This is a genomic window from Amycolatopsis tucumanensis (assembly GCF_021654135.1).
Classification (GTDB): domain Bacteria; phylum Actinomycetota; class Actinomycetes; order Mycobacteriales; family Pseudonocardiaceae; genus Amycolatopsis_E; species Amycolatopsis_E tucumanensis.
On the sequence record NZ_JAKGSD010000012.1, the window covers coordinates 131,886 to 152,692 of the forward strand.

20 protein-coding genes are annotated in these 20,807 nt (G+C 72.4%); 8 read left to right on the forward strand and 12 right to left on the reverse strand.

All coding sequences use genetic code 11. From position 1 onward, the window contains the following. Nucleotides 1–7: 7 nt before the first annotated feature. The 4 genes from L2C96_RS15265 to L2C96_RS15280 form a co-directional block, all read right to left on the reverse strand. Nucleotides 8–1,546, reverse strand: coding sequence for a long-chain-fatty-acid--CoA ligase (locus tag L2C96_RS15265; RefSeq protein ID WP_237336606.1), 1,539 nt, complete (start codon nt 1,544–1,546; stop codon nt 8–10). Between the two features lie 128 nt (nt 1,547–1,674). Continuing rightward, a complete protein-coding gene (locus tag L2C96_RS15270; protein WP_237336607.1) occupies nt 1,675–3,204 on the reverse strand; it encodes an aldehyde dehydrogenase (NADP(+)) in 1,530 nt (509 codons plus the stop codon). Next, on the reverse strand, nt 3,201–4,157 hold the full coding sequence (locus tag L2C96_RS15275) for a C-terminal binding protein (protein ID WP_237336608.1): 957 nt from the start codon (nt 4,155–4,157) through the stop codon (nt 3,201–3,203). Before L2C96_RS15275 ends, L2C96_RS15270 begins: the two co-directional genes overlap by 4 nt. Next, nucleotides 4,154–5,347, reverse strand: coding sequence for a fumarylacetoacetate hydrolase family protein (locus L2C96_RS15280; protein ID WP_237336609.1), 1,194 nt, complete (start codon nt 5,345–5,347; stop codon nt 4,154–4,156). The genes L2C96_RS15275 and L2C96_RS15280 overlap by 4 nt, the downstream gene beginning before the upstream one ends. A gap of 144 nt (nt 5,348–5,491) precedes the next feature. On the opposite strand from L2C96_RS15280, the gene L2C96_RS15285 reads away from it, so the two are divergent. The 7 genes from L2C96_RS15285 (at nt 5,492) to L2C96_RS15315 (ending at nt 12,311) form a co-directional block, all read left to right on the forward strand. Then, complete coding sequence (locus L2C96_RS15285; RefSeq protein ID WP_237336610.1) at nt 5,492–6,211, forward strand: FadR/GntR family transcriptional regulator; 720 nt, start codon at nt 5,492–5,494, stop codon at nt 6,209–6,211. A gap of 113 nt (nt 6,212–6,324) precedes the next feature. After that, nucleotides 6,325–7,770: an aldehyde dehydrogenase family protein gene (locus tag L2C96_RS15290; RefSeq protein ID WP_237336611.1), complete on the forward strand. Its 1,446-nt coding sequence runs from the start codon at nt 6,325–6,327 to the stop codon at nt 7,768–7,770. A 40-nt stretch (nt 7,771–7,810) separates the two neighbouring features. Then, a complete protein-coding gene (xylB, locus tag L2C96_RS15295) occupies nt 7,811–9,316 on the forward strand; it encodes a xylulokinase (RefSeq protein WP_237336612.1) in 1,506 nt (501 codons plus the stop codon). Next, a complete protein-coding gene (locus L2C96_RS15300) occupies nt 9,313–9,969 on the forward strand; it encodes an HAD family hydrolase (protein WP_237336613.1) in 657 nt (218 codons plus the stop codon). The genes xylB and L2C96_RS15300 overlap by 4 nt, the downstream gene beginning before the upstream one ends. After that, a complete protein-coding gene (gene rpiA, locus L2C96_RS15305; protein WP_237336614.1) occupies nt 9,953–10,714 on the forward strand; it encodes a ribose-5-phosphate isomerase RpiA in 762 nt (253 codons plus the stop codon). Before L2C96_RS15300 ends, rpiA begins: the two co-directional genes overlap by 17 nt. Then, on the forward strand, nt 10,711–11,481 hold the full coding sequence (locus L2C96_RS15310) for an SDR family NAD(P)-dependent oxidoreductase (RefSeq protein ID WP_237336615.1): 771 nt from the start codon (nt 10,711–10,713) through the stop codon (nt 11,479–11,481). Before rpiA ends, L2C96_RS15310 begins: the two co-directional genes overlap by 4 nt. A gap of 101 nt (nt 11,482–11,582) precedes the next feature. Beyond that, entirely contained in the window at nt 11,583–12,311 is a 729-nt protein-coding gene (locus L2C96_RS15315; protein WP_237336616.1) for an MIP/aquaporin family protein, read from the forward strand. Here L2C96_RS15315 and L2C96_RS15320 read toward each other — a convergent pair. After that, nucleotides 12,284–12,574, reverse strand: a complete 291-nt coding sequence (locus L2C96_RS15320; RefSeq protein WP_237336617.1) for a hypothetical protein — start codon at nt 12,572–12,574, stop codon at nt 12,284–12,286. The genes L2C96_RS15315 and L2C96_RS15320 overlap by 28 nt on opposite strands. Before the next feature lie 32 nt (nt 12,575–12,606). Then, nucleotides 12,607–13,551 (reverse strand): MBL fold metallo-hydrolase, encoded by a 945-nt coding sequence (locus tag L2C96_RS15325; protein ID WP_237336618.1) that lies wholly within the window; start codon nt 13,549–13,551, stop codon nt 12,607–12,609. Between the two features lie 96 nt (nt 13,552–13,647). On the opposite strand from L2C96_RS15325, the gene L2C96_RS15330 reads away from it, so the two are divergent. Further along, nucleotides 13,648–14,541 carry an AraC family transcriptional regulator gene (locus L2C96_RS15330; protein WP_237336619.1) on the forward strand — a complete coding sequence of 298 codons (894 nt, stop codon included), beginning with the start codon at nt 13,648–13,650 and terminating at the stop codon, nt 14,539–14,541. On the opposite strand, the gene L2C96_RS15335 is transcribed toward L2C96_RS15330, so the two are convergent. From L2C96_RS15335 to L2C96_RS15360, 6 genes are read right to left on the reverse strand one after another with little or no spacing between them, the layout of a single operon-like run. Further along, complete coding sequence (locus tag L2C96_RS15335; protein WP_237336620.1) at nt 14,511–14,672, reverse strand: hypothetical protein; 162 nt, start codon at nt 14,670–14,672, stop codon at nt 14,511–14,513. The genes L2C96_RS15330 and L2C96_RS15335 overlap by 31 nt on opposite strands. Nucleotides 14,673–14,675: 3 nt before the next feature. Continuing rightward, complete coding sequence (locus tag L2C96_RS15340; protein ID WP_237336621.1) at nt 14,676–15,818, reverse strand: glycoside hydrolase family 88 protein; 1,143 nt, start codon at nt 15,816–15,818, stop codon at nt 14,676–14,678. Further along, nucleotides 15,815–17,032 carry a CaiB/BaiF CoA transferase family protein gene (locus L2C96_RS15345; protein WP_237336622.1) on the reverse strand — a complete coding sequence of 406 codons (1,218 nt, stop codon included), beginning with the start codon at nt 17,030–17,032 and terminating at the stop codon, nt 15,815–15,817. Before L2C96_RS15345 ends, L2C96_RS15340 begins: the two co-directional genes overlap by 4 nt. Beyond that, nucleotides 17,029–18,171, reverse strand: a complete 1,143-nt coding sequence (locus L2C96_RS15350) for an acyl-CoA dehydrogenase family protein (RefSeq protein ID WP_237336623.1) — start codon at nt 18,169–18,171, stop codon at nt 17,029–17,031. Before L2C96_RS15350 ends, L2C96_RS15345 begins: the two co-directional genes overlap by 4 nt. A 3-nt stretch (nt 18,172–18,174) precedes the next feature. After that, nucleotides 18,175–19,344: a CaiB/BaiF CoA transferase family protein gene (locus L2C96_RS15355; protein ID WP_237336624.1), complete on the reverse strand. Its 1,170-nt coding sequence runs from the start codon at nt 19,342–19,344 to the stop codon at nt 18,175–18,177. Then, nucleotides 19,341–20,687: an MFS transporter gene (locus L2C96_RS15360; protein WP_237336625.1), complete on the reverse strand. Its 1,347-nt coding sequence runs from the start codon at nt 20,685–20,687 to the stop codon at nt 19,341–19,343. The genes L2C96_RS15355 and L2C96_RS15360 overlap by 4 nt, the downstream gene beginning before the upstream one ends. Between the last annotated feature and the right edge of the window lie 120 nt (nt 20,688–20,807).

The following is a 20,807-nucleotide window of genomic DNA, read 5'->3' on the forward strand; positions in this document are numbered from 1 at the left end:
GGGGCGTTCAGGAAATCTCCCGTTTGAGGATCTTGCCGGTCGACGTCATCGGCAGCTCGTCCCTCAGCTCGACGATCCTCGGGTACTTGTAGGCCGCCAGCTGCCGCCGGCCCCAGTCCACCAGGTCCTCGGGCCGGAGGGCCTCGTGGCCCTCGGCGGGCACGACGACGGCCTTGATCTCCTGGCCGTGCGACGGGTGCGGGACCCCGATCACCGCGACGAGCGACACGGCCGGGTGCTCCATGAAGACCTCCTCGATCTCGCGCGGGTAGACGTTGTAGCCGCCGCGGATGATGAGGTCCTTGGAGCGCCCGACGATGTGGTAGAAGCCGTCGGAGTCCTTGCGTGCCAGGTCTCCCGTGCGGAACCATCCGTCGCGAACGGCATCGGCCGTCGCCTCGGGCCGCTTGTAGTAGCCCTTCATGACGTTGTGCCCGCGGATGGCGATCTCCCCGACCACCTCCGGGTCGTCGGGGAGCGTCGTCCAGTCCTCCGCGATCAGCTTCATCTCGACGCCGTCGACGGGGCGTCCGATCGACCCGGCCCGGACCGGCTCGCCGAGCCGGGTGTGACTGGCCATCGGGGAAGTCTCGGACAAGCCGTAGCCCTCCAGGATCGAGGTCCCGAAACGGGTTTCGAACTCCTTGTGCAGCTCGACCGGCAGGGCCGACCCGCCCGAGGCGGCGACCCGAAGCCGCCCGTACAGGCGGTCCCGGCCCGGCAGATCGTCGAGGGCCTGCAGCAGTGCCCAGAACATCGTCGGGACCCCGGCGAAGATCGTGACGTGCTCGTCGAGCATGAGCCGCAGCGCCTCGACGGCGTCGAACCTGGGCACCATGACGATGGTGCAGCCGAACAGCGTCGAGGCGTTCTGGACGCAGGTCTGCCCGAGCGAATGGAACAGCGGGGCGACCAGCAGGTGGGTGTCCGGCCGGGCGGGGTCGAGCTCGTACACCGAGGCGGCGGCCCGTGCGTTGAGCAGCAGGTTGCGATGGGTGAGCTCGGCGCCCTTGGGGCGCCCGGTGGTTCCGGAGGTGTAGAGGATGACGGCGGTGTCGCCGTCCTCGCGCGCGACAGTGCCGAACGACGCGGGACCGGCCAGCGGCTCGCCGCACCACGTCGTCTCCCCCGCCTCGTCGACCCCGATGGTCCAGAAGCGGTCGCACTCCGCGGCCTTCGCGAAGCCCTCCCGCGCGGTTTCGGCGAGACGGGGGTCAGCGGGATCTTCGTGCACCAGGTAGGCGACCGCGTCCGAGTCGTCGAGGTGGTAGGCGATCTCCCGGGCGCGCAGCAGCACGTTGAGCGGCACCACCACCCCGCCCGCGCGCAGCACCGCCCAGTACGCGATGGTGAACTCCGGGACGTTCGGGCACGACAGCGCGACCTTGTCGCCCGGCGCGACCCCGGAGTCCACCAGGCGCCGCGCCATCGCCGCGGATCGCCGCGAGACCTCCGCGAACGTCAGCCGGCGCGCTCCGGCGACGAGGAACTCCCGTTCACCGAAGCGCCCGGCGGAGACGTCGAGCACGGTGGCCAGGTTCGACATGACCGTTCTCCTGCCTGTGCGTTTCGCCAGGGACGACGCCGACTCGAGACCGATGTTACTGATTCAGAAACGTAACGGCATGCGGGCCTGGGAGTCAACGATCACGGTCACACCGCCGGACGGCGGGATCAGCCGGCCCGGCCGCCATTCGGGCCCGGGGTGAGCACGCCGTCGACGCGGCGCGGGATGCCCAGCGGGTTGCCGTCGCGGAGTGCGGCGGGTAGCAGCGGCTCGGGCACGTCCTGGTAGGTGATGGGGCGCAGGAACCGCCGGATCGCCGTGGCGCCCACCGACGTGTGCAGGACCGCCGTCGTCGCGGGCCAGGGGCCGCCGTGGTGCTGCGACCAGGTCACCGCCACCCCGGTGGGCCAGCCGTTGTGGATGAGGCGCCCCACCCTGGCTCCGAGCGCCGCCACGACGGAAGCGGCGGCGGGGTCGTCCGGCTCGGCGTGCACCGTGCCCGTCAGCGAACCCGGGACCCGGGCGAGCGCGGCCGCGAGTTCCTCCTCGGCCGAGTAGGTGACGAGCACCGTCACCGGGCCGAAGCACTCCTCGGTCAGGACGGCGGCGTTGGCCAGGAACGTCCGCGCGTCGGCCGTCACCACCTGCGGGGCCACCCGGTGCCCGCCGCCGTCCGGGTCCGGCCCGTCCAGCAGGGCGCGCACTCCCGGGACCTTCAGCAGCCGCCGCAGGCCCTCGCGGAATCCGGATTCGATCCGCGCCGTGAGCAGCGGACCGGCCGTCGCCGCGGCCACCCGCTCCGCCACCCGGGCGGGCAGGCCCGCCGCCTCGGGCACGAACACCAGACCGGGCTTGGTGCAGAACTGCCCGCTGCCGAGCATCGCGCTGCCCGCCAGACCGTCCGCGATCTCGTCCGGCCGGGCCGCGCCCGCGGCGGCCGTCACGACGACCGGGTTGATGCTGCCCAGCTCGCCGTAGAACGGGATCGGATCAGGACGCGACATCGCGACGTCGAACAGGGCCCGGCCACCGCCGGGCGAGCCGGTGAACGCGACGGCGGTGACCGCCGGATCCGCCACCAGGGCCCGGCCCGCCGCCTCGCCGTGCACCAGGGTCAGTACGCCCTCGGGGGCGCCGGCGGCGGACAGGGCGCCGGCCAGGATCTCCGCGGTGCGCACCGACAGCCCCGGATGCCCGGGGTGTGCCTTGACGACGACCGGGCAGCCGGCGGCGAGGGAGCTCGCTGTGTCGCCGCCGGCCACGGAAAAGGCGAACGGGAAGTTGGACGCGGCGAAGACCGCCACCGGCCCCAGCGGGACGAGCATGCGGCGCAGATCGGTGTGCGGGGGCACCGCCTCCGGGTTCGGCCTGTCGATGGTGGCCTCGCAGAACGCGCCGTCCCGGAGCACCTCCGCGAACAGGTCGAACTGCGCGGCGGTGCGGGCGAGCTCGCCGGTCAGGCGCGGCGCGCCGAGCGCGGTTTCGGCGTCGGCCAGTTCCACGAGCTCGCCGGAGTGGTCGCGCAGCGCCTGGCCGAGAGCCGCGAGCAGCGCGGCGCGCTCCGGGAACGACAGCCCAGCCAGCCACGGCGCGGCCTGCGCCGCCCGCGAACACACCTCGCGGATCTCCTCGGGTGTGGTGTCGGCGATCTCCGGGCCGATCGCGGCTCCGGTGCGGGGATCGACAGCGCGGCTCATCGGCCACCTCCTCCGGTCACGGGACAGCGCAACGGTTTCCCGGCCAGCGCCCGTTCGGCCTCCTCCGCGGCCAGCCGTTGCAGCGCGGCCAGCGAACTGTCCGAATAGAACGCGGCGTGCGGGGTGAACAGGATCTGCGGCAGCTCGCGCAGTGGCGAGTCCGCGGCGAGCGGTTCGGGGTCGAAGACGTCCAGCGCGGCCGCGGCGACCCGGCCCGCCCGCACCGCCTCGGCGAGCGCGTCGTGGTCGACCAGCCCGCCACGCGAGGTGTTGACCAGCACCGCGCCCTCGCGCATGCGGGCGAACGCCGCCGAGCCGAGCAGGTGCCGCGTCTGCGGGGTCAGCGGCGCGTGCAGCGAGACGGCGTGCGACTCGCGCAGCAGCGTGTCCAGGTCGGTGAGGGTGATCCCGTCGGCGGGCTCGGCGTAGGGGTCGTGGGCGAGCACGCGGAACCCGAACGCGGCGAGCCTGCGGCGCACGGCGAGCCCGATCCGGCCCAGGCCGACCAGTCCGACCGTGGTGTCGGCGAAGCCGGGAATCGAGCCGAGATCACTCGCGGCGCACCAGCCGGTCTCGCGGATGCGGCGGTCGTACGCCGGGATCTTGCGCAGCAGGGTCAGCAGCAGGGCGACGGTGTGGTCGGCGACGGTGTCGCTGCCGTAGTCCGGCACCGTGGCCACCGAGATCCCGCGCGCCTCGGCCGCGGCGACGTCCACGTTGTCGTAGCCGATGCCGTAGCGGATCACCGTCGCGCCGGGCGCCATCGCCGCGAGCACCGCGTCGGTCACCGGGGCGAAGTTCACGAACGCCACGTCGGCGCCGGCCACCGCGCGGATCGTCTCGCCCTCGCCGCGGCAGGCGTGCACCGAGAACTCCGCGCCGAAGCGCTCGGCGACGGCCGCCTCCGCCGCCACCCCGCCGAAGGCGTGATCGGTGACGACCACCCGGGTCACGAGACCACCTCCGCCGCGCGCCGCAGCAGGCCGCGCTCGGCGAGGTTGGCCATCAGCGCCCGGATGCCGAAGGTCCAGTCCTCGGCCGCTTCCGCGGTGGTGACGACGTTGACCAGGGTGCCCAGCGCGGGCGAGCTGATCGCGACGACGTCGCCCTGCCGGTGGGTGAAGCCCTGCCCCGGCTCGCCGCGGTCCTCGGTCGGCGCGAACATCGTGCCGGTGAACAGGACGAACCCGTCGGGGTAGCTGTGGTGGGCGCCGTGCGCGTGCCGGATCAGGTCGGTGAGGTCCCGGCTGATCTCGCTCACCGGGTTCACGCCGTGCAGGGTGAAGCCGTCGCCGCCGGTGATGTCCAGCGCGACCTCGGTGGCCCGCGCGTCGTCCAGCGTGAAGCCGTCGTCGAACAGCCGCAGGAACGGGCCGATCGCGCAGGATGCGTTGTTGTCCTTGGCCTCGGTGAGCAACAGCGCGCTGCGTCCCTCGAAGTCGCGCAGGTTCACGTCGTTGCCCAGGGTCGCGGCCACCGGCGTGCCGGACGAGCTGACCGCGAGCACGAGCTCGGGCTCCGGGTTGTTCCAGGTCGAGCGGGCCAGCACGCCGATCTCCGCGCCGGTGCCGACCGCGGACAGCACGGGCGCCTTGGTGAAGATCTCCGGATCCTCACCGATGCCGACCTCCAGGTACTGCGACCACAGGCCCTCCTCGACCAGCACCTCCTTGACCCGGGCCGCCTCCGGCGATCCGGGCCGCAGCTGGGCGATCCGGCCGCGGACCACCTCGGCGATCCGGGACCTGATCTCCTCGGCCCGGCCGGGGTCCCCCTTCGCGCGCTCTTCGATCACGCGCTCGAGCATGCTGCGGACGAACGTCACGCCCGCCGCCTTGACGACCTGCAGGTCGACCGGGGCCAGCAGGTGCGGGGCGGTCCGGTCGCGCCGCAGGGTGGCGTCGATCAGCGCGGACAGCTCCCAGTGACCGCCGCCCTCGCGCGTGCGGACGATCGAGACCGCGTCCGGCCGGTCCAGCAGCTCGGAGACCGTCGGAACGACGTGGGTCAGGTCCACGGCGCGGTCACCCCGGATCGCCGCGACGCACGGTCCGCCGACCGCGGGGTCGAACACACGGGCCACCAGGGTGGCTCGCTCGGCGTCGGCGGGGAGCACGGCCCCGGCGTAGGCGTGCAGGTTCATGGATCGACAGCCCTCCTCGTCGCGCCCACCCGGGCGCCATCAATGTCCTATCATCGTACAAAGATGCCGTCAATCCGGCCGCCGCGTCGCCCACCAGGCGGCACAGCACGAGGCAACCGGCCTGCTTTGTCGTACGATCGCCGAATGGCCGAAGCACTCCACAAGCGCCTGTCGGAAACCCTCGCGGACAAGCTGCAGGACGAGATCGTCCGGCTGGCGCCCGGCGAGCGCCTCCCGACGGAAGCCGAACTCGCCCGCCGCTTCGACGTCTCGCGCACCGTGGTGCGGGAAACGGCCCGGCTGCTGATCCAGCGTGGGCTGGTCACGGTGAAGCCCGGCCGCGGCATGACCGTCGCGGAACTGGACGGGCGGCTCATCGCCGAGCAGTACGGCCTGCTGATGCGCCGCAGCGAGGGCTCCTTCGCCCAGCTCCTCGAACTGCGCCTGGTGCTCGAGGTCGAGATGGCGCAGCTGGCCGCGGCCCGGCGGACCGAGCAGCACCTCGCCGACCTCGAAGACGCGAACCGGCGACTGGCCGACGCGCTCGACCGGCCCGAGGCCCGCGACGAATTCCTGGACGCCGATCTCCGGTTCCACGAAATCGTGGCGCAGGCGAGCGGAAACCCGTTCTTCTCACTGGTGATCGGCCCGCTCAACGGGTTCCTGCGCGACACCTACCGCACCGGCCCCGGCTATCCCTCCGAAGCGGCCAACACGCTGGAGGAGCACGTCCAGATCGCCGAGGCCATCGCCGCCGGCAACCCGTCCCGCGCGCGCTTCGCCACCGAGAACCACCTGCGCCGCGTCATGCGCCACCGCGACCGCCTGCTGGCCGAGAACGAGGCGATCCCGACCCGCGCCTGACCCGGCGCGATCACCCTCTTGCGCGACACGCAACTCCCGCTCTAAGGTCCGATTATCATACAAAGATCGCACCGCTGCCGCGGCCAGTCCGCGCGCACCAGGGAGTTGAGGCAATGCAGCCCGATGAGCCCGTGCTCGTCTGCCGGAACTTCGTCGCGGGAACCTGGCGGGACACCGCGGAACCGGGAATCGAGCGGGCCAACCCCGCCACCGGCCGGATCGTCGCGGTAGCCCCGCGTTCCACCGCCGCCGAGGTCGACGCGGCCGTCCGCGCCGCCGCCGACGCCTTCCGCGGCTGGCGCCGCACCGTCCCGGCCGACCGCGCCGCGCACCTGCACCGGCTCGCGGAATCCTGCGCCGACCGGGTGGACGACCTCGCCACCGCGATCACGCGCGAGCAGGGCAAGCCCCTGGACGAGGCGCGCGGCGAAGTCCGCAAGTTCATCGCCGCGCTGCACTACTACGCCGAAGAGGCCACCCGCGTCCACGGCCGCACGATCCCGAACGACGCGCCCGGGTTCACCAGCATCGTGGAGAAGGAACCCCTCGGCGTCGTCGCGGGGATCGTGCCGTGGAACTACCCGATCGAACTGATCGGCTGGAAGCTCGGCGGCGCCGTCGCCGCAGGTTGCACGATCGTGTTCAAGCCGTCCGAGTACACCCCCGGCTGTGCCCAGGTGCTGTCCGAGTGCCTCGCCGAGACTCTGCCCCCGGGCGTGGCCAACATCGTCTTCGGGGACGGCTCCACCGGGCAGGCGCTCGTGGCGCACCCCCGAATCGCGAAGGTGGCCTTCACCGGCTCGATGGCCACCGGACAGGCGCTGTACCGGGCGGTCACCGGAATCACCGGGCTGTCCCTGGAACTCGGCGGAAGCTGCCCGATGATCGTCACCGGCACGGCCGACGTGCCCGGCGCGGTGCGCGGCGCCACCCGCCGCGCGTTCCGCAACGCCGGCCAGATCTGCATCGCGATCAACCGGATCTACGTGCACGACTCGGTCTACGACGAGTTCGTCGACGGGCTCGCGGCCGCGGCGGACGCGCTCACCGTCGCCGACGGGCTGGCCGAGCCGTCCGCCGACGTCGGCTCGCTGACCATGGACGAAACCTACCGGCGCACCCTCGACCACATCGCCGACGCCGACAAGCGCGGCGCGCGGATCGTGGCAGGCGGCGGACCGCTGGACGGTCCCGGATTGTTCCTGCGCCCCACCGTGATCGCCGAGGCGCCCGACGACGCGCTCGTCATGACCGAGGAAACGTTCGGCCCGGCCGTCGGCGTCGCCCGCTTCACCGGCCTCGCCGACGCGATCGACCGGGCCAACCGCGTGCCCGGCGGCCTCGCCGCGTACGCCTACACCAACGACACCCGCGAAACCTTCACGCTCGCGGGCGACCTGGACTTCGGCAACGTCGCCATCAACAACGTCGACGCCGGGATCATCAACGCACCCTACGGAGGCCGCCGCGAGAGCGGGTTCGGGTCCGAGCACGGCCCCGAAGGCCTCGAGTCCTACCTCCAGCTCAAGCACGTGAGACTCCGCCACGGCGCGCGATGACGCGCGGGAAAGCGCAACGACGCGCGGGAAGGACAACAACATGCTGATCGGCATCGACCTGGGCACTTCGGCGTGCAAGGTCATCGCGGTGTCGCGCTCGGGTGAAGTGGTCGCCAAGGTGCTGCGCCACTACCCCGTGCACACCACCAATCCCGGCTGGGCCGAGCAGGAACCCGCCGACTGGTGGGCGGCCACCGACGAGGCACTCACCGCCGTCACCGCGAGCCTGCCCGACCGCGGCCGGGAAGTGACCGGAATCGGCCTGTGCGGGCAGATGCACGGGCTGACCGCGCTCGACGGCGCGGGCGAACCGCTGCGGCGGGCCATCCTGTGGAACGACCAGCGCGCCGCGCGGGAATGCGAGTGGATCACCGACCGCGCCGGCGGTCTGGACGAACTGCTGCGCATGACCCGCAACCGGATGCTGCCCGGCTTCACCGGGTGCAAGATCGTGTGGTTCCGCGAGCACGAACCGGAACTGTTCACCCGGACCCGCCGCATCCTCAACCCCAAGGACTACCTGCGCCTCCGGCTGACCGGGGAGTACGCCACCGACGTGTCCGACGCCTCGGGCACCGGCCTGTTCGACGTCGCGAACCGCCGCTGGTCCGACGAGCTGCTGGGGCTCCTCGGCATCGACCGCGCGCTGCTGCCCGACGTCGTCGAATCCGTCGAGCCCACCGGCACCGTGCTGCCCGGCCCCGCCGCCCGGTGGAACATCCCCGAAGGCACACCGGTGTTCGGGGGCGGCGGCGACGCGGTCATCCAGACCACCGCGATGGGCCTGCTCGACACCGGACCGGTCGGGTTCACGATCGGCACCGCGGGCATCGTCGCCGGCGGCGCGTCCCGGTGCCCGGACAACCCCGGCGGACGGGTGCAGGTCTCCTGCGGCAACGAACCGGGACGCTGGCACGTGATGGGGGTGTCGCTCAGCGCGGGCGGCGCCTTCCAGTGGCTGCGCGACGCGCTGGCCCCCGCCACCGCCGCCGACCCGGTCACCCTGGAACGACTGTCCAAACTGGCCCGCGACATCGGCCCCGGCTCGGAAGGCCTGCTGTTCCTGCCGTACCTGCTCGGCGAACGGTCCCCGCACGTCGCGCCCGAGGCGTCGGCGAGCTGGGTGGGACTCACCCCGATGCACCACCTGGGCCACATCGCGCGCAGCGTGATGGAGGGCGTCGTGCTGAACATGCGGGAAATTCTCGAGGTCTACCGGCAGGCCGGGCTGCCGTGCGACCGGGTCGTGGCCTCCGGTGGCGCGACCAAGGAACCGCTGTGGCTGCAGATCCTCGCCGACGTCCTGAACCGGGAAACCGTCACCGTCACCGGGGTGGCCGAAGGCGGCGCCTACGGTGCCGCATTGGCCGCCGGGGTGGGGATCGGCTGGTGGCGGGATCTCACCGAGGCCGTCGGCATGCTGGCCGTGGAGCAGACCTTCACCCCCGACCCCGCCGCCGTCGCGACCTACGACCGGATCTTCCAGCGCCACCGGCACCTGTACGAGGGCCTGCGCCCGCTGTTCGCCGAAACGGTGCCGGCGTGAGGCGTGCGGTGGTGCTCGACCTGGACGGCACTCTCGTCGACAGCGCCCCGGACATCGCCAGGGCACTCACCTCCGCGCTGACCGCGCACGGTCTGCCCGGGATCGACGCCGACCGGGTCCGCGGTCTGCTGGGCGGCGGCGCCGCGGAACTCGTCCGCGGCACGCTCGACGCCGTCGGCGGTGATCCCGCGCTCGCGGGTCCGGTGCTGGCGGCCTACTCCAGCGCCTACCGGGCCGAACCGGCCGCGGCGACCACCGTGCACGCCGACGCACACGAAGCACTCCAGGCGTTGCGGCACAAGGGAATCCGGATCGGGGTGTGCACCAACAAGCGCACCGGCCTGTCCCACGACGTCCTCGCCGCCACCGGGCTCGCCCCGCTGGTCGACGTCGTCGTCGGCATCGACGCGGTGCCCGCGGGCAAACCCGACCCGGGGCACCTGGAAGCCGCGCTCACCGCGCTGGACGTCTCCCCCGCCGACGCCCTCTACGTCGGCGACACCGGCATCGACGCGCTCACCGCACAGCGCGCCGGAGTGCCCTACCGGCACGTGTCCTGGGGGCACCCGCTCCCGGGCGTGACCACCATCGACACCTTCGGCGCACTGGCCGAGGGCTTGGCGGACAAGGAGTTCCATGCAACCGAGCAGTGACCAGGACCGGGCGAAGTGGGCGGCCGGTGTCGGCGCCATCGAAACCTACGTGCACGACGGGATGAAGCTGGGCCTGGGTTCGGGGACGACCTCGCACTGGTTCGTGCGCGCGCTCGGCAAGGCGGTGGCCGACGGACTCGACGTCGTCGGGGTGCCGACCTCCACCGCCACCCGCGATCTCGCGATCGAGGTCGGGGTGCCGCTGACCACCCTCGCCGAAGCGGTCCGGCTGGACCTCACGATCGACGGCGCCGACGAGATCGACCACGACGGCGCCATGATCAAGGGCGGCGGCGCCTGCCTGCTGTGGGAACGCATCGTGGCCGACGCGTCGGACCGGATGGTCGCGGTGGTGGACGACAGCAAGGTCGTCCCGGCGCTGGGCGCGTTCCCGCTGCCGATCGAGGTCATCCCCTACGAGTGGGAATCCACGAAGCGCTCGATCGCCCGGTTGCTGGACAAACTCGGCCATCCCGCCGCCGAACTGACGCTGCGCACCCGCGACGGGGCACCGGTCGTCACCGACAGCGGCAACTACCTGATCGACGCCCACCTGAAGTCCATCGCCGACCCGCTGGCGATCGACGCCCAGCTGAACTGGATTCCCGGTGTGGTGGAGAACGGCCTGTTCACCGGAATCGCGGACGAGATGGTCGTCGGCCGCGCCGACGGCACCTACGACGTCCGCGACTGCGGCAGCGCACCGACCGCACGCCCGTCCACGACCCCGCGAGGTGACCGTTGACCAGCACCACCCCGACCCTGCCGGTGTTCTCCCTGGCCGGCCGCACGGCGATCGTGACCGGCGGCGCCCAGGGCATCGGCGAAGCCATCGTCACCGGGCTGCGCGACTCGGGCGCCCGGGTGTTCATCTGCGACATCAACGACGAAGCCGGCGAGACCACCGCCGAGCGGCTCGGCGTCGAGTTCGTCGCCGCCGACGTCACCGACTCCGCCGCCGTCGAAGCCGCGTTCGACCACGTCGTCAGCACCGCCGGGCGGATCGACATCGCCGTGAACAACGCCGGCATCGTGCACAACCACCCCAGCGAGTCGCTGTCCGACCACGACTGGCGCAAGGTTCTCGCCGTCAACCTCGACGGCGTGTTCCACTGTTGCCGCGCCGCGGGTTCCCGGATGCTCGCCCAAGGCGGCGGGAGCATCGTCAACACCGGCAGCATGAGCGGCCACATCAGCAACTTCCCGCAGCCGCAGGCCGCCTACAACGCGGCGAAGGCGGGCGTCATCCACCTCACCAAGTCGCTGGCAGGCGAATGGTCCGGCCGCGGCGTGCGCGTCAACTCCGTCTCCCCCGGCTACGTCGGCACCGAGCTGACCCAGCGCGGGATGGACAACGAGGAGTGGCGCCGCGCCTGGCTCGCGGGCACCCCGATGAACCGGGTCGCCACGCCCGCCGAGATCGCACCCGCGGTCGTCTTCCTGGCCTCCGACGCGGCCGCCTTCTGCACCGGCACCGACCTCGTCGTCGACGGCGGCTACACCGTCTGGTGACCCGCCGCTGATCCAGTCCGCGCCACCGCCCGGCGGCACGTCCGCCGGGCGGGGCTGCGCCCTGCCCGGAAAACGGGCACGAACCACTTCAGGAGAACTCGATGGGGAGCATCTTCCTTTCCGAGCTGATCGGCACGGCGCTGCTCGTGCTGCTCGGCTGCGGGGTTGTCGCCAACGTCGCCCTCACCGGATCGAAGGGACACGGCGGGGGCTGGCTGCTGGTCAGTTTCGGCTGGGGCCTCGCCGTGTTCGCGGGCGTCTACACCGCCGCCCGGTCCGGGGCCCACCTCAACCCCGCCGTCACGCTCGGGCTGTGGATCGCCGGGCAGGACTTCGCCCCCGGTGTTGCCGCCGGCCTCCCGCACGCCGCCGTCTACATGGCCGGGCAGCTGACCGGCGCGATGGCCGGCGCCGTCCTCGTCTACCTGTGCTACAAGAAGCACTTCGACGCCGAGACCGACGACGGCGCCGTGCTGGGCGTGTTCGTGACCGGGTCGGCGATCCGCACCCCCGCCTGGAACGTCGTCACCGAAACGATCGCCACCTTCGTCCTGGTCTACGTGGTCCTGCTCCTCGGCGGAACACCGTCCGGCCTCGGCCCGCTCGCCGTCGCCCTCCTGGTCGTCGGGATCGGCGCCTCCCTCGGCGGCCCGACCGGCTACGCCCTCAATCCCGCGCGCGATCTCGGCCCGCGCATCGTCCACGCCCTCCTGCGGCTCGGCCGCAAGACCGGATCCGACTGGGCCTACGCGTGGATCCCCGTGGCCGGGCCGTTCCTGGGCGGTCTCGTGGCCGGCTTGGCCTACCACGTCAGCCCGCTGCCGCTCTGAGGGCGGACCGACAGGAACGTCCGGGCGCGCAGGTCGAGTTCGACCGCGGCCGGCGGTGGCACCCGCACGACGACCTCGCGCGGATCGGCGCCGAAGCCGGCCTGCGGATCACCGGCGAGGTCGCGCTCACCGGCGCTACGGCGGTCGTGGCCCGCCCTGGCGGAATCGTGCGGCGCGTCCTCGACGGCGCTCGCCGCACGGACCGGTGTGACCGGACTGCTTCGTGCGGCGGCGCGGAACCGCGCCGCCGGGCGGCTTCCCATCCGACGCAGCCGTCTCGGGCATCAGGACGTGGTCACCGGTGCACGTCGGCTGGTGCGCGGTCCGCCTCGTCCGCGCCGACCCACCGGTCGATGCGGAACCGGCTGCCGTCGCGCTTCACCTCGGCCGCTCCGGCGCCGGCGAAGTGCGCGGGGATCACGATCTCCACCTCGTCCGCGGCTTGTTCGAGCACGCGCCTGCGGGTCGCTGCCGCCTGCTCGCGGTCCTCGCAGAAGCAGCTGTTGCAGGACGGCTCCAGGATCTGCACGGGGCTGTGCAGGATGTCGCCGACGAAGACGGCCTTGTCGCCGCCGGAACGCACGCGCAGCACGGAGGATCCCGGGGTGTGCCCGGGCGCCGGTTCCAGGGTGAGGTTCCCGTCCACCCGGTAGCTGTCCTCCCACAGCGTGGCGCGGCCGAGCACCGGCGCGATGCTGTCGGCGTAGACGAGGAGACTTCCCTTGCGCCGCAAGCGATCGTAGTCGTCGCGGGGCGCGGGGCGCCGTCCGGCGTTCTCGGGCGCGAAGTAGCGCGCGTCGACGGCCGGGATGAGGTAGGTCGCGTTCGGGAACGCCGGCTCCCAGCCCTGGGCGCCGCCGAGGGTGTTCCAGCCGACGTGGTCGTAGTGGATGTGGGTGTTGACGACGACGTCCACATCGTCCGGCCGGACACCGGCGGCGGCGAGCCGGTCGAGGAAATCGGTGTCGAGGTGGTCGAACAGCGGGATCTGCGGCCGGTCGCGGCCGTTGCCCACCCCGGTGTCCACGAGCACGGTCTTGCCTTCGCTGCGCAGGACCCAGGTCTGCACGGCGCCGTGGTAGGCGCCGGTGTCCGGGTTCCAGTGGTCGGGCGCCAGCCAGTCGTTGTCCCGCCAGATCTCCGGGGTGCTGTCGGGGATGATGAAGCGAGCCGGTGCGATCTCGCCGGTCCATTCGCGCACTTTGGTCACTTCGACCGCGCCGATGGTGAAATCAGCCATGAGCCCAGGCTAGGCACGGCAGGTGAGCCGGTGAATGATCGATCGACCCGTTTGCATACGAGTCCGGCCCAGTGAGTGAGCGGTAGAGTCGACGGCGTGGATCTGCTCAGCGACATCATCGGGGTGATGCGCACCGGGCGGCCCGCGGCCAACCGGATGCGGGTCGGTTTCCCGTGGTCGTACCGGTTCGCGCCGTACGACGGCGCGGGCTTCCACGTGGTGCTCCGTGGTTCCGGCTGGCTGCTGATGCACGGCCGGGAGCCGGTTCAGCTCGGTCCCGGGGATGTCGTGCTCCTGCCCGCCGGTGACGGGCACGTGCTGTCCGGCTCGCGCGACGGGGCCGGCGCCGTGCCGTTCGAAACCGCCGTGGCCGATCCGTCGGGCGGCGTCGAATTCCTGTGCGGCAAGTACCGGCTGGACCGGCGGCACACGCACCCGCTGCTGGCCGCGGTGCCGGACCTCGTGCACCTGCCGGCCCACCTCGGCGACCACAGCCACCTGCGCGGGGCGCTGGACCTGCTGGCCGCCGAGACGACGACCCGGCGCCCGGGGCGGGACGCGGCGCTCGCCGGCCTGCTCGATCTCCTGCTCGTCTACATGATCCGCGCCTGGTTCGACGATCACGGGCACCTCGGCTGGCCCCGGGCGCTCCGCGATCCCGCCATCACCGCGGTGCTCGAAGCGATGCACAGCAGCCCCGGCAGGCCGTGGCGGATCGAGGACCTGGCCGCGGATGCGGGCCTGTCCCGCACCACGCTCACCCGCAAGTTCACGGACCTGGTCGGGCAGGCCCCGATGACCTACCTGACGCACTGGCGGATGACGCTCGCGGCGCGGCTGCTGCGGGAAACCGACCTGGGGCTGGCAGCCATCGCGAGGCGCGTCGGGTATGCCTCGCCGTTCGCGTTCTCGCACGCGTTCAAACGGGAATTCGGCGTGGCACCGGGGCATTACCGCGCTCACTCGTCCAGTTCGCCGGGGAACGGGTAGCCCGCGGCGCACCCGGCCCGCGATGCCCGCGGCGAGGTCACCACCCCGGTGCGGGTGTTCCCGGCCACCCGCACCGTGATCTCCCGGCCGTCGTCCATCCCCTCGATCAGCACCACCAGAACCTCGGCCATGGCTCAGACCGACAGGGGGTCGAGGTCCCCGTCGAGCACGGCGAGGGCTTCGGTGAAGTAGTAGTCGCCCCAGACCAGCTCGTCCGCCGTGGCCAGTCCCAGGAGCTTGTTGTAACAGCCGGAGGTCAGCACGGCGATCTCGCCGGGCAGGCCGGGTACCGGACGCAGGTACCCGGTGACCAGCGCGTCGACCGTGCGACGCGCCAGGTCCCGGTACTTCCGGCCGTCCCTCAGCAGCGCGGCGAGCTTGAGCAGCGCGGCCGCCGCGATGGCGGTCGCCGAGGTGTCCTTGAAGGTGTGCGGGACGGCCGGGTCGTCGAAGTCCCAGAAGGTGACCAGGTCCTCCGGCACATGCGCCGCCCACCAGTCGGCGACGGTCACCGCGGTGTCGAGGAATTCCGGGTGCCCCGGCAACCAGTGCGCCGACATCGTGAAGGCGAGCATGGCCCACGCCTGGGCGCGCGCCCAGGTGCTCGACGGCGAGTGGCCCTTGTGGCTGTACCGCCGCACGAGCTGCCCGGTCACCGGATCGACCGTGCCGGACTGGCACACCGAACCGTCGTCGCGCACGCAGATCTCGATGTGCCGTCGGGCGTGCGCGACCGCGGCGTCGCGCATCCGGTGGTCACCGGTGCGGTCGGCGACCGCGGAGAGCAACGCCGACACGGCACCGACCGCGTCGATGCTGGTCTCGGCGTCCCCGACGCTGTGCGCCTCCTCGGCTGCCGTGCCCAGGGGCATGATTCCCGCGGCGGGGTTGAACGAGCCGGCCAGCCCCCGCGCTCCCCGCTCGGCGCGTTCCCACGCGGCCCCGTCGCCGAGCAGGTGACCGCCGAGCGCGGCACCGTAGTGGAACAGGAAGCCGCGGAAGATGGTCGGCGAGTGCTCCCGCCCGTCGAGACGGGCCGAGTACGCGCGGGCGGCTTCCCGGTGGCGGCCGTCCCGGCGGGCGGCCAGCCAGAGCTGGCCGACGAAGTGGCCGCCGGTCCAGTCCCCGTCGGGGGTGGTCGTCCACTCCCCCGTGCGGACGTCGGCGTGGTGCGGCAGCCCGGGCAGGCCGGCGTCAACGGTCTGGTCCACCCTCGCCTGCATGCGGGCGCGGGCGGCCGCGAACGTTGCGGCCTCGGTGTGCGATCCGGCGGTCATCGGTGAACCTCCTCCTGCTCGACGTGGCCGGGGCGGATGGCGCCCTGGCTCGCGAGTTCCGCGATCCGGTCCGGCGGGTATCCGAGTTCGCCCAGGACTTCCGCGGTGTGCTCCCCCAGCCGCGGGACCGCCCGGCGCACGTCCGCGCGGCTCCGGGACAGGCGCACCGGGAAGCCCACGACGCGAGCCCGCTCCTGCCCCGGGACCTCGACGTCGACCAGGAGCTCGTTGACGGCGAGCTGCGGGTGCCGCAGCGCCTCGGCGAGCGTGAGCTGCGGGGCGCACAGCAGGTCGGCCGCCTCGAAGCGCTCCAGTGCCTCAGCCGTGCTGAGCCGGGCGACGACCGGGGCGATGATCTGATTGGCGATGTCCTTGTTCCTCGCCTGCAGCTCGGTCGTGGCGAGGTCGGCACGCAGGCTGAGGTCCGGGATGTCCAGGGCATCGCAGATAAGCCGGACGGCGTTGTCCCGGAACAGGCCGAGGACGGAGACCACGCCGTCAGTCGTGGGGAAGGTGCCGCCGTACCACTGGGTGACCCAGTTCAGCGTGTGCGCGTACATCGTGTGCGCCGCCGCTTCGAGCATCTGCATCGCCACGGCCGTGTCGAGCAGGTTCACGCTCACCTCCTGCCCGAGCCCGCTGCGCTCCCGCTCCAGCAGAGCGGCGAGGATGCCCTGCACCAGCCCCATGCCCGAGGCGTAGTCCACCTGGGCGGTGGGGTTGAGGTAGGACGCCAGTTCCCGGTTCCCCACCGCCCTGGCGAGGCCGCTCACGGTCTGGGCCAGCATGTCCTGCCCCGGTTTGTGCGCCAGGGGCCCGGTGGCGCCGAAGCCGGATGCGCTGCCGTAGACCAGCCGCGGGTACCGCGGCGCCAAGTCCGCATAGGACAGTCCGAGCCGGCGGATCGCGTGCGGCCGGTAGTTGTGCACCAGCACGTCCGCCTCGGCGAGGAGCCGGTGCAGGACGTCCATCCCACCGGGCGTCTTCAGGTCGAGGGCGATGCTGCGCTTGTTGCGGTTGAGCGCCACGAAGTACGACGACACCCGGCCGTTCGCCACGGCCTCCCGGTCGAGCGTGCGCATCGCGTCCCCGCGGTCGCCCCGTTCGATCTTCACGACGTCGGCACCGAGGTCGCCGAGGGTCTGGCCGGCGAGCGGTCCCTGCATGATCTCGCAGAGCTCCACGACGCGGACGCCCTCGAGTGCGCGGCTCATGCGGCGCCCACCCCGGCGTAGGCGGCCTTGGCGATGAGCGTTCGCTGGATCTGGTTGGTGCCCTCGTAGATCTGCGTGATCTTCGCGTCCCGCATCATCCGTTCGACGGGGTAGTCGCGGATGTAGCCGTAGCCGCCGAAGAGCTGCACGGCGTCGGTGGTGACGGACATGGCGTTGTCGCTGCACAGCAGCTTCGCCATGGCCGCACGGGCGCGCGCGTCCGGGTGACCGGCCTCGATCAGCGCCACGGCCTCGTAGAGCAGGGCACGGGCGGAGGCGAGCCGCACGGCCATGTCGGCGACCATGCCGCGGACCATCTGGAACCGCGACACGGATTGGCCGAACTGAGACCGTTCCGAGGTGTAGGCGAGGGCGGCGTCGAACGCTCCCTGCGCGACGCCCAGCGCCTGCGCCGCGATCAGCGCCCGGCTGCCGTTGAGTTCCGCCATGATGTAGCGGTATCCCTGGGTGGGGTCGCCGACGACCCGGACGTCGGGGACGACGCAGTCGTCGAGCACGAGGTCGGCGGTCGGGCTGCCGCGCAGGCCCATCTTGCGTTCGTGCGGCCCGAAGGACAGGCCCGGGTCGTCGCGGTGCACGATGAACACACCGTGGCTGCTCTCGCCGGTGCGGGCCAGCACCGCGAACCAGGTGCCCCAGGGCGCGTTGCTGATGAAGCGCTTGAGACCGGTGAGGCGCCAGCCCCCGTCGACCTTGGTGGCGGTGGTGGTGAGGCCGGCGACATCGGATCCCGCGGTCGGTTCGGTGAGGCACCAGCCCGCGCCGGCCTGCCCGCTCGCCACCTGCGGCACGACGAGCTTCTGCAGTTCCTCCGAGCCGTGGGACAGGATCGTGCAGGTGCCCGCCCAGTTCACCAGGAGCACGTGCGAGGTGGTCATGCAGGCCGCGGCGATCTCCTCGATCGCGATGACCTGCGACAGCAGATCGGCTCCGGAGCCGCCGAGGTGCTCGGGGTGCGCGAGACCGGCCAGGTCGGCCTCGACGATCGCCTGCCACGCCTCCTCCGGGAACCGCTCCTTTTCGTCGACGTCCGCGGCGTGGGGCGCGATCCGCTTCGTGGCGAGCTTGCGCACGGTCGCCCGGAAATCGGCGTGGACATCGGTCTCGATGGTGCTCATGTCTCAGGAATTCCTCTCCGTGTGCGGGTGGGGCCGGGTGATCGGGGGCCAGCTCAGGTCCCCGGCCGCGGCGTCGTGCGGGGCCACGACCCGTGCGGCGTCGTCCGGGGTGAGCCCGAACGACGCGAGCACCGCGGCGGTCTCCCCGGGGGCCGGCGCGCCGCCGGGTGCGGCGGGAGTGCGGGAAAATCGCGGTACGGCGGGCACCCGGTCCAGCGCGAAGTCCGGGTGACGGGCGGTCACGTGCGGGTGCGCCGCCAGTTCCCCGGGCTCGAGCACGGGAGTGACGCACGCGTCGCTGCCGGCGAAGTGCGCGGCCCAGGTGTCGCGGTCCTTGCCGCGGAAGACCGCCTCCAGCGTGCGGGTGAGCCCGGGGAACCGGGCGGGGTCGAGGTGGTCCGGCACGTCGTCGCCGAGGCCGAGTTCGCTCCACAGTGCCGCGAAGAACCGCGGTTCGAGCGCGCCCACCGCGACGTAGCGGCCGTCGGCGCATTCGTAGGTGCGGTAGGCGGGCATGGTGCCGGTGAGCGCACCGGCCCCGCGCCGGGGCAGGGTCGGTGTGCCCCAGTCGGCGAACGGCATGGCCATCATCGACAGCACGCCGTCGACCATGGCGGCGTCGACGTGCTGGCCGACGCCGGAGCGTTCCCGCTCGTGCAGCGCGGCGAGGATGCCGAACGCCGCCAGCAGGCCTCCCCCGCCGAAGTCGGCCAGGAGGTTCAGCGGCGGGGTGGGCGGGGCGCCGGTGGCACCGAACGTGCCCAGGGCACCGGCGATGGCGAGGTAGTTGATGTCGTGCCCGGCCCGCTGCGCGAGCGGGCCGTCCTGCCCGTAGCCGGTCAGGCTGCACGAGACCAGTCGCGGGTTGATCCGGCTCAGCCGCTCGTGGTCGGCCCCGAGCCGGGCGGCGACGCCCGGGCGGAAACTTTCGAGGAGAACGTCGGCGTGTTCGACCATGCGGTCCAGCAGCGAGCGCCCCTGCGGGGTCTTCAGGTCCAGCTCGATCGCGTGCTTGCCGCGACGCAGCACCGGAATGGGGGCACCGGTCCGGCCGCCGCCGACCATCACCACGTCCGCGCCGAGGTCGGCGAGCAGCATGCTGCAGTAGGGCCCCGGGGCGAGACGGCTCAGGTCGAGGACGCGGATGCCCGCCAGGGCCTGGGAGCTGGTCATAGGGTTCGCTCCAGCTTCGGCGAGACGGCGAGACGGCGATCGCGGACTCCGGATGCGCGGAGCGCGACGGTGCTGAGCAGGCTCAGCACGCCCAGCACGCCGAGCAGAACGCCGACGGCGAGTACGCCGTGCGCGGCGGCCAGCGCGGCCGCGACCAGTGGCGCGATGGCACCGCCGAGGATTCCGCCGAGGTTGTAGGCGATCCCGGCTCCGGTGTAGCGGTAGGCCGTCTGGAACAACTCGGGCAGGTAGGCGCCCACCGGGCCGTAGGCGATGCCGTAGAGCCCCATCATCGCCGCGAGCGTCACCGCGAAGGCGACGCCGGAACCGCCGGTCAGCCAGGCGAACAACACGACGACGGCCGGGATCGTCAACGCGTAGCCGACGATGATCGTGCGCCTGCGGCCGAACCGATCGGACAGCACGCCGGCCGCCACGGTCGTGATCGCCAGCGCGATGCTCGCCACGATGCCCAGCCCCAGCACGGTGACCCGGGTAAGGCCAGCCCCCGACCGCGAGGTGCCGAACGAGGTGAGGTAGGCGGTGGCCACATAGAACAACGCGAACAGGATCGTCAGCACACCGCCGCCGAGCAGCACTTCCCGCCACTGCGCCCGGAACACCGCCCGCAGCGGCAGCACTTCCGGCGTCCCCGAGGCTTCGAGTTCCGCCAGGTGTTCGCGGAACGCCGGGGTTTCGGTGACCGCCAGCCGGACGTACAGTCCGATGAGAACGAGCACGGCGCTGGCCAGGAACGGGATCCGCCAGCCGTAGGAGAGGAACGCGGGGCTGCCCGAGCCGACGGCCAGATCGACGACCAGGAACGTAGCGCTGGCCAGCGCGAAGCCGAACGCCGGGCCGAGCTGTGGAAAGACCGCGTACAGCCCGCGTTTCCCAGGTGGGGCGTTCTCCGCGGCGAGCAACGTGGCGCCGGCCCACTCGCCGCCGACGGCGAAACCCTGCAGGAAACGCAGCACCGTCAACAGGATCGGCCCGGCGGCGCCGATGACCCCGGTCGGCGGCAGCAGCCCGATGACCATGGTCGCCACGCCCATCAGCAGCAGCGTGGCGACGAGGGTGTTCTTGCGCCCGAGCCGGTCCCCGAAGTGCCCGCACACCACCGCGCCGAGCGGCCGCGCGACGAAAGCGACGCCGAGGGTCGCCAGTGACGCGACGGTCCCGGCCGCCGAACCGAGCGCGGGGAAGAACACCGTCGGGAAGACCAGCGCCGCCGCGGTCCCGTAGATGAAGAAGTCGTAGAACTCGATGGTCGTGCCGGCACAGCTCGCCATAGCCACACGGGCCAGCGTCGTGCTCGGCACCTGCGTCGGTTGGTCGCTCACGGCGCTCATCTCCTTTGATGAGGTCGTGGTTGTGCACCACGACAATGGGGTGTTGCCGAAGCGGGATCAGCAATGGCGTCCCGGTCGCCTCGAAAACCGCCGCACATGCGGCCTGGCTGC

Coding starts and splice junctions, on each gene's coding strand:
- L2C96_RS15265 (WP_237336606.1), bottom strand. CDS start 1,546: ATGTCGAACCTGGCCACCGTGCTCGACGTCTCCGCCGGGCGCTTCGGT.
- L2C96_RS15270 (WP_237336607.1), bottom strand. CDS start 3,204: ATGAGCCGCGCTGTCGATCCCCGCACCGGAGCCGCGATCGGCCCGGAG.
- L2C96_RS15280 (WP_237336609.1), bottom strand. CDS start 5,347: ATGAACCTGCACGCCTACGCCGGGGCCGTGCTCCCCGCCGACGCCGAG.
- L2C96_RS15285 (WP_237336610.1), top strand. CDS start 5,492: ATGGCCGAAGCACTCCACAAGCGCCTGTCGGAAACCCTCGCGGACAAG.
- L2C96_RS15290 (WP_237336611.1), top strand. CDS start 6,325: ATGCAGCCCGATGAGCCCGTGCTCGTCTGCCGGAACTTCGTCGCGGGA.
- xylB (WP_237336612.1), top strand. CDS start 7,811: ATGCTGATCGGCATCGACCTGGGCACTTCGGCGTGCAAGGTCATCGCG.
- rpiA (WP_237336614.1), top strand. CDS start 9,953: ATGCAACCGAGCAGTGACCAGGACCGGGCGAAGTGGGCGGCCGGTGTC.
- L2C96_RS15315 (WP_237336616.1), top strand. CDS start 11,583: ATGGGGAGCATCTTCCTTTCCGAGCTGATCGGCACGGCGCTGCTCGTG.
- L2C96_RS15320 (WP_237336617.1), bottom strand. CDS start 12,574: ATGGGAAGCCGCCCGGCGGCGCGGTTCCGCGCCGCCGCACGAAGCAGT.
- L2C96_RS15325 (WP_237336618.1), bottom strand. CDS start 13,551: ATGGCTGATTTCACCATCGGCGCGGTCGAAGTGACCAAAGTGCGCGAA.
- L2C96_RS15335 (WP_237336620.1), bottom strand. CDS start 14,672: ATGGCCGAGGTTCTGGTGGTGCTGATCGAGGGGATGGACGACGGCCGG.
- L2C96_RS15340 (WP_237336621.1), bottom strand. CDS start 15,818: ATGACCGCCGGATCGCACACCGAGGCCGCAACGTTCGCGGCCGCCCGC.
- L2C96_RS15345 (WP_237336622.1), bottom strand. CDS start 17,032: ATGAGCCGCGCACTCGAGGGCGTCCGCGTCGTGGAGCTCTGCGAGATC.
- L2C96_RS15350 (WP_237336623.1), bottom strand. CDS start 18,171: ATGAGCACCATCGAGACCGATGTCCACGCCGATTTCCGGGCGACCGTG.
- L2C96_RS15355 (WP_237336624.1), bottom strand. CDS start 19,344: ATGACCAGCTCCCAGGCCCTGGCGGGCATCCGCGTCCTCGACCTGAGC.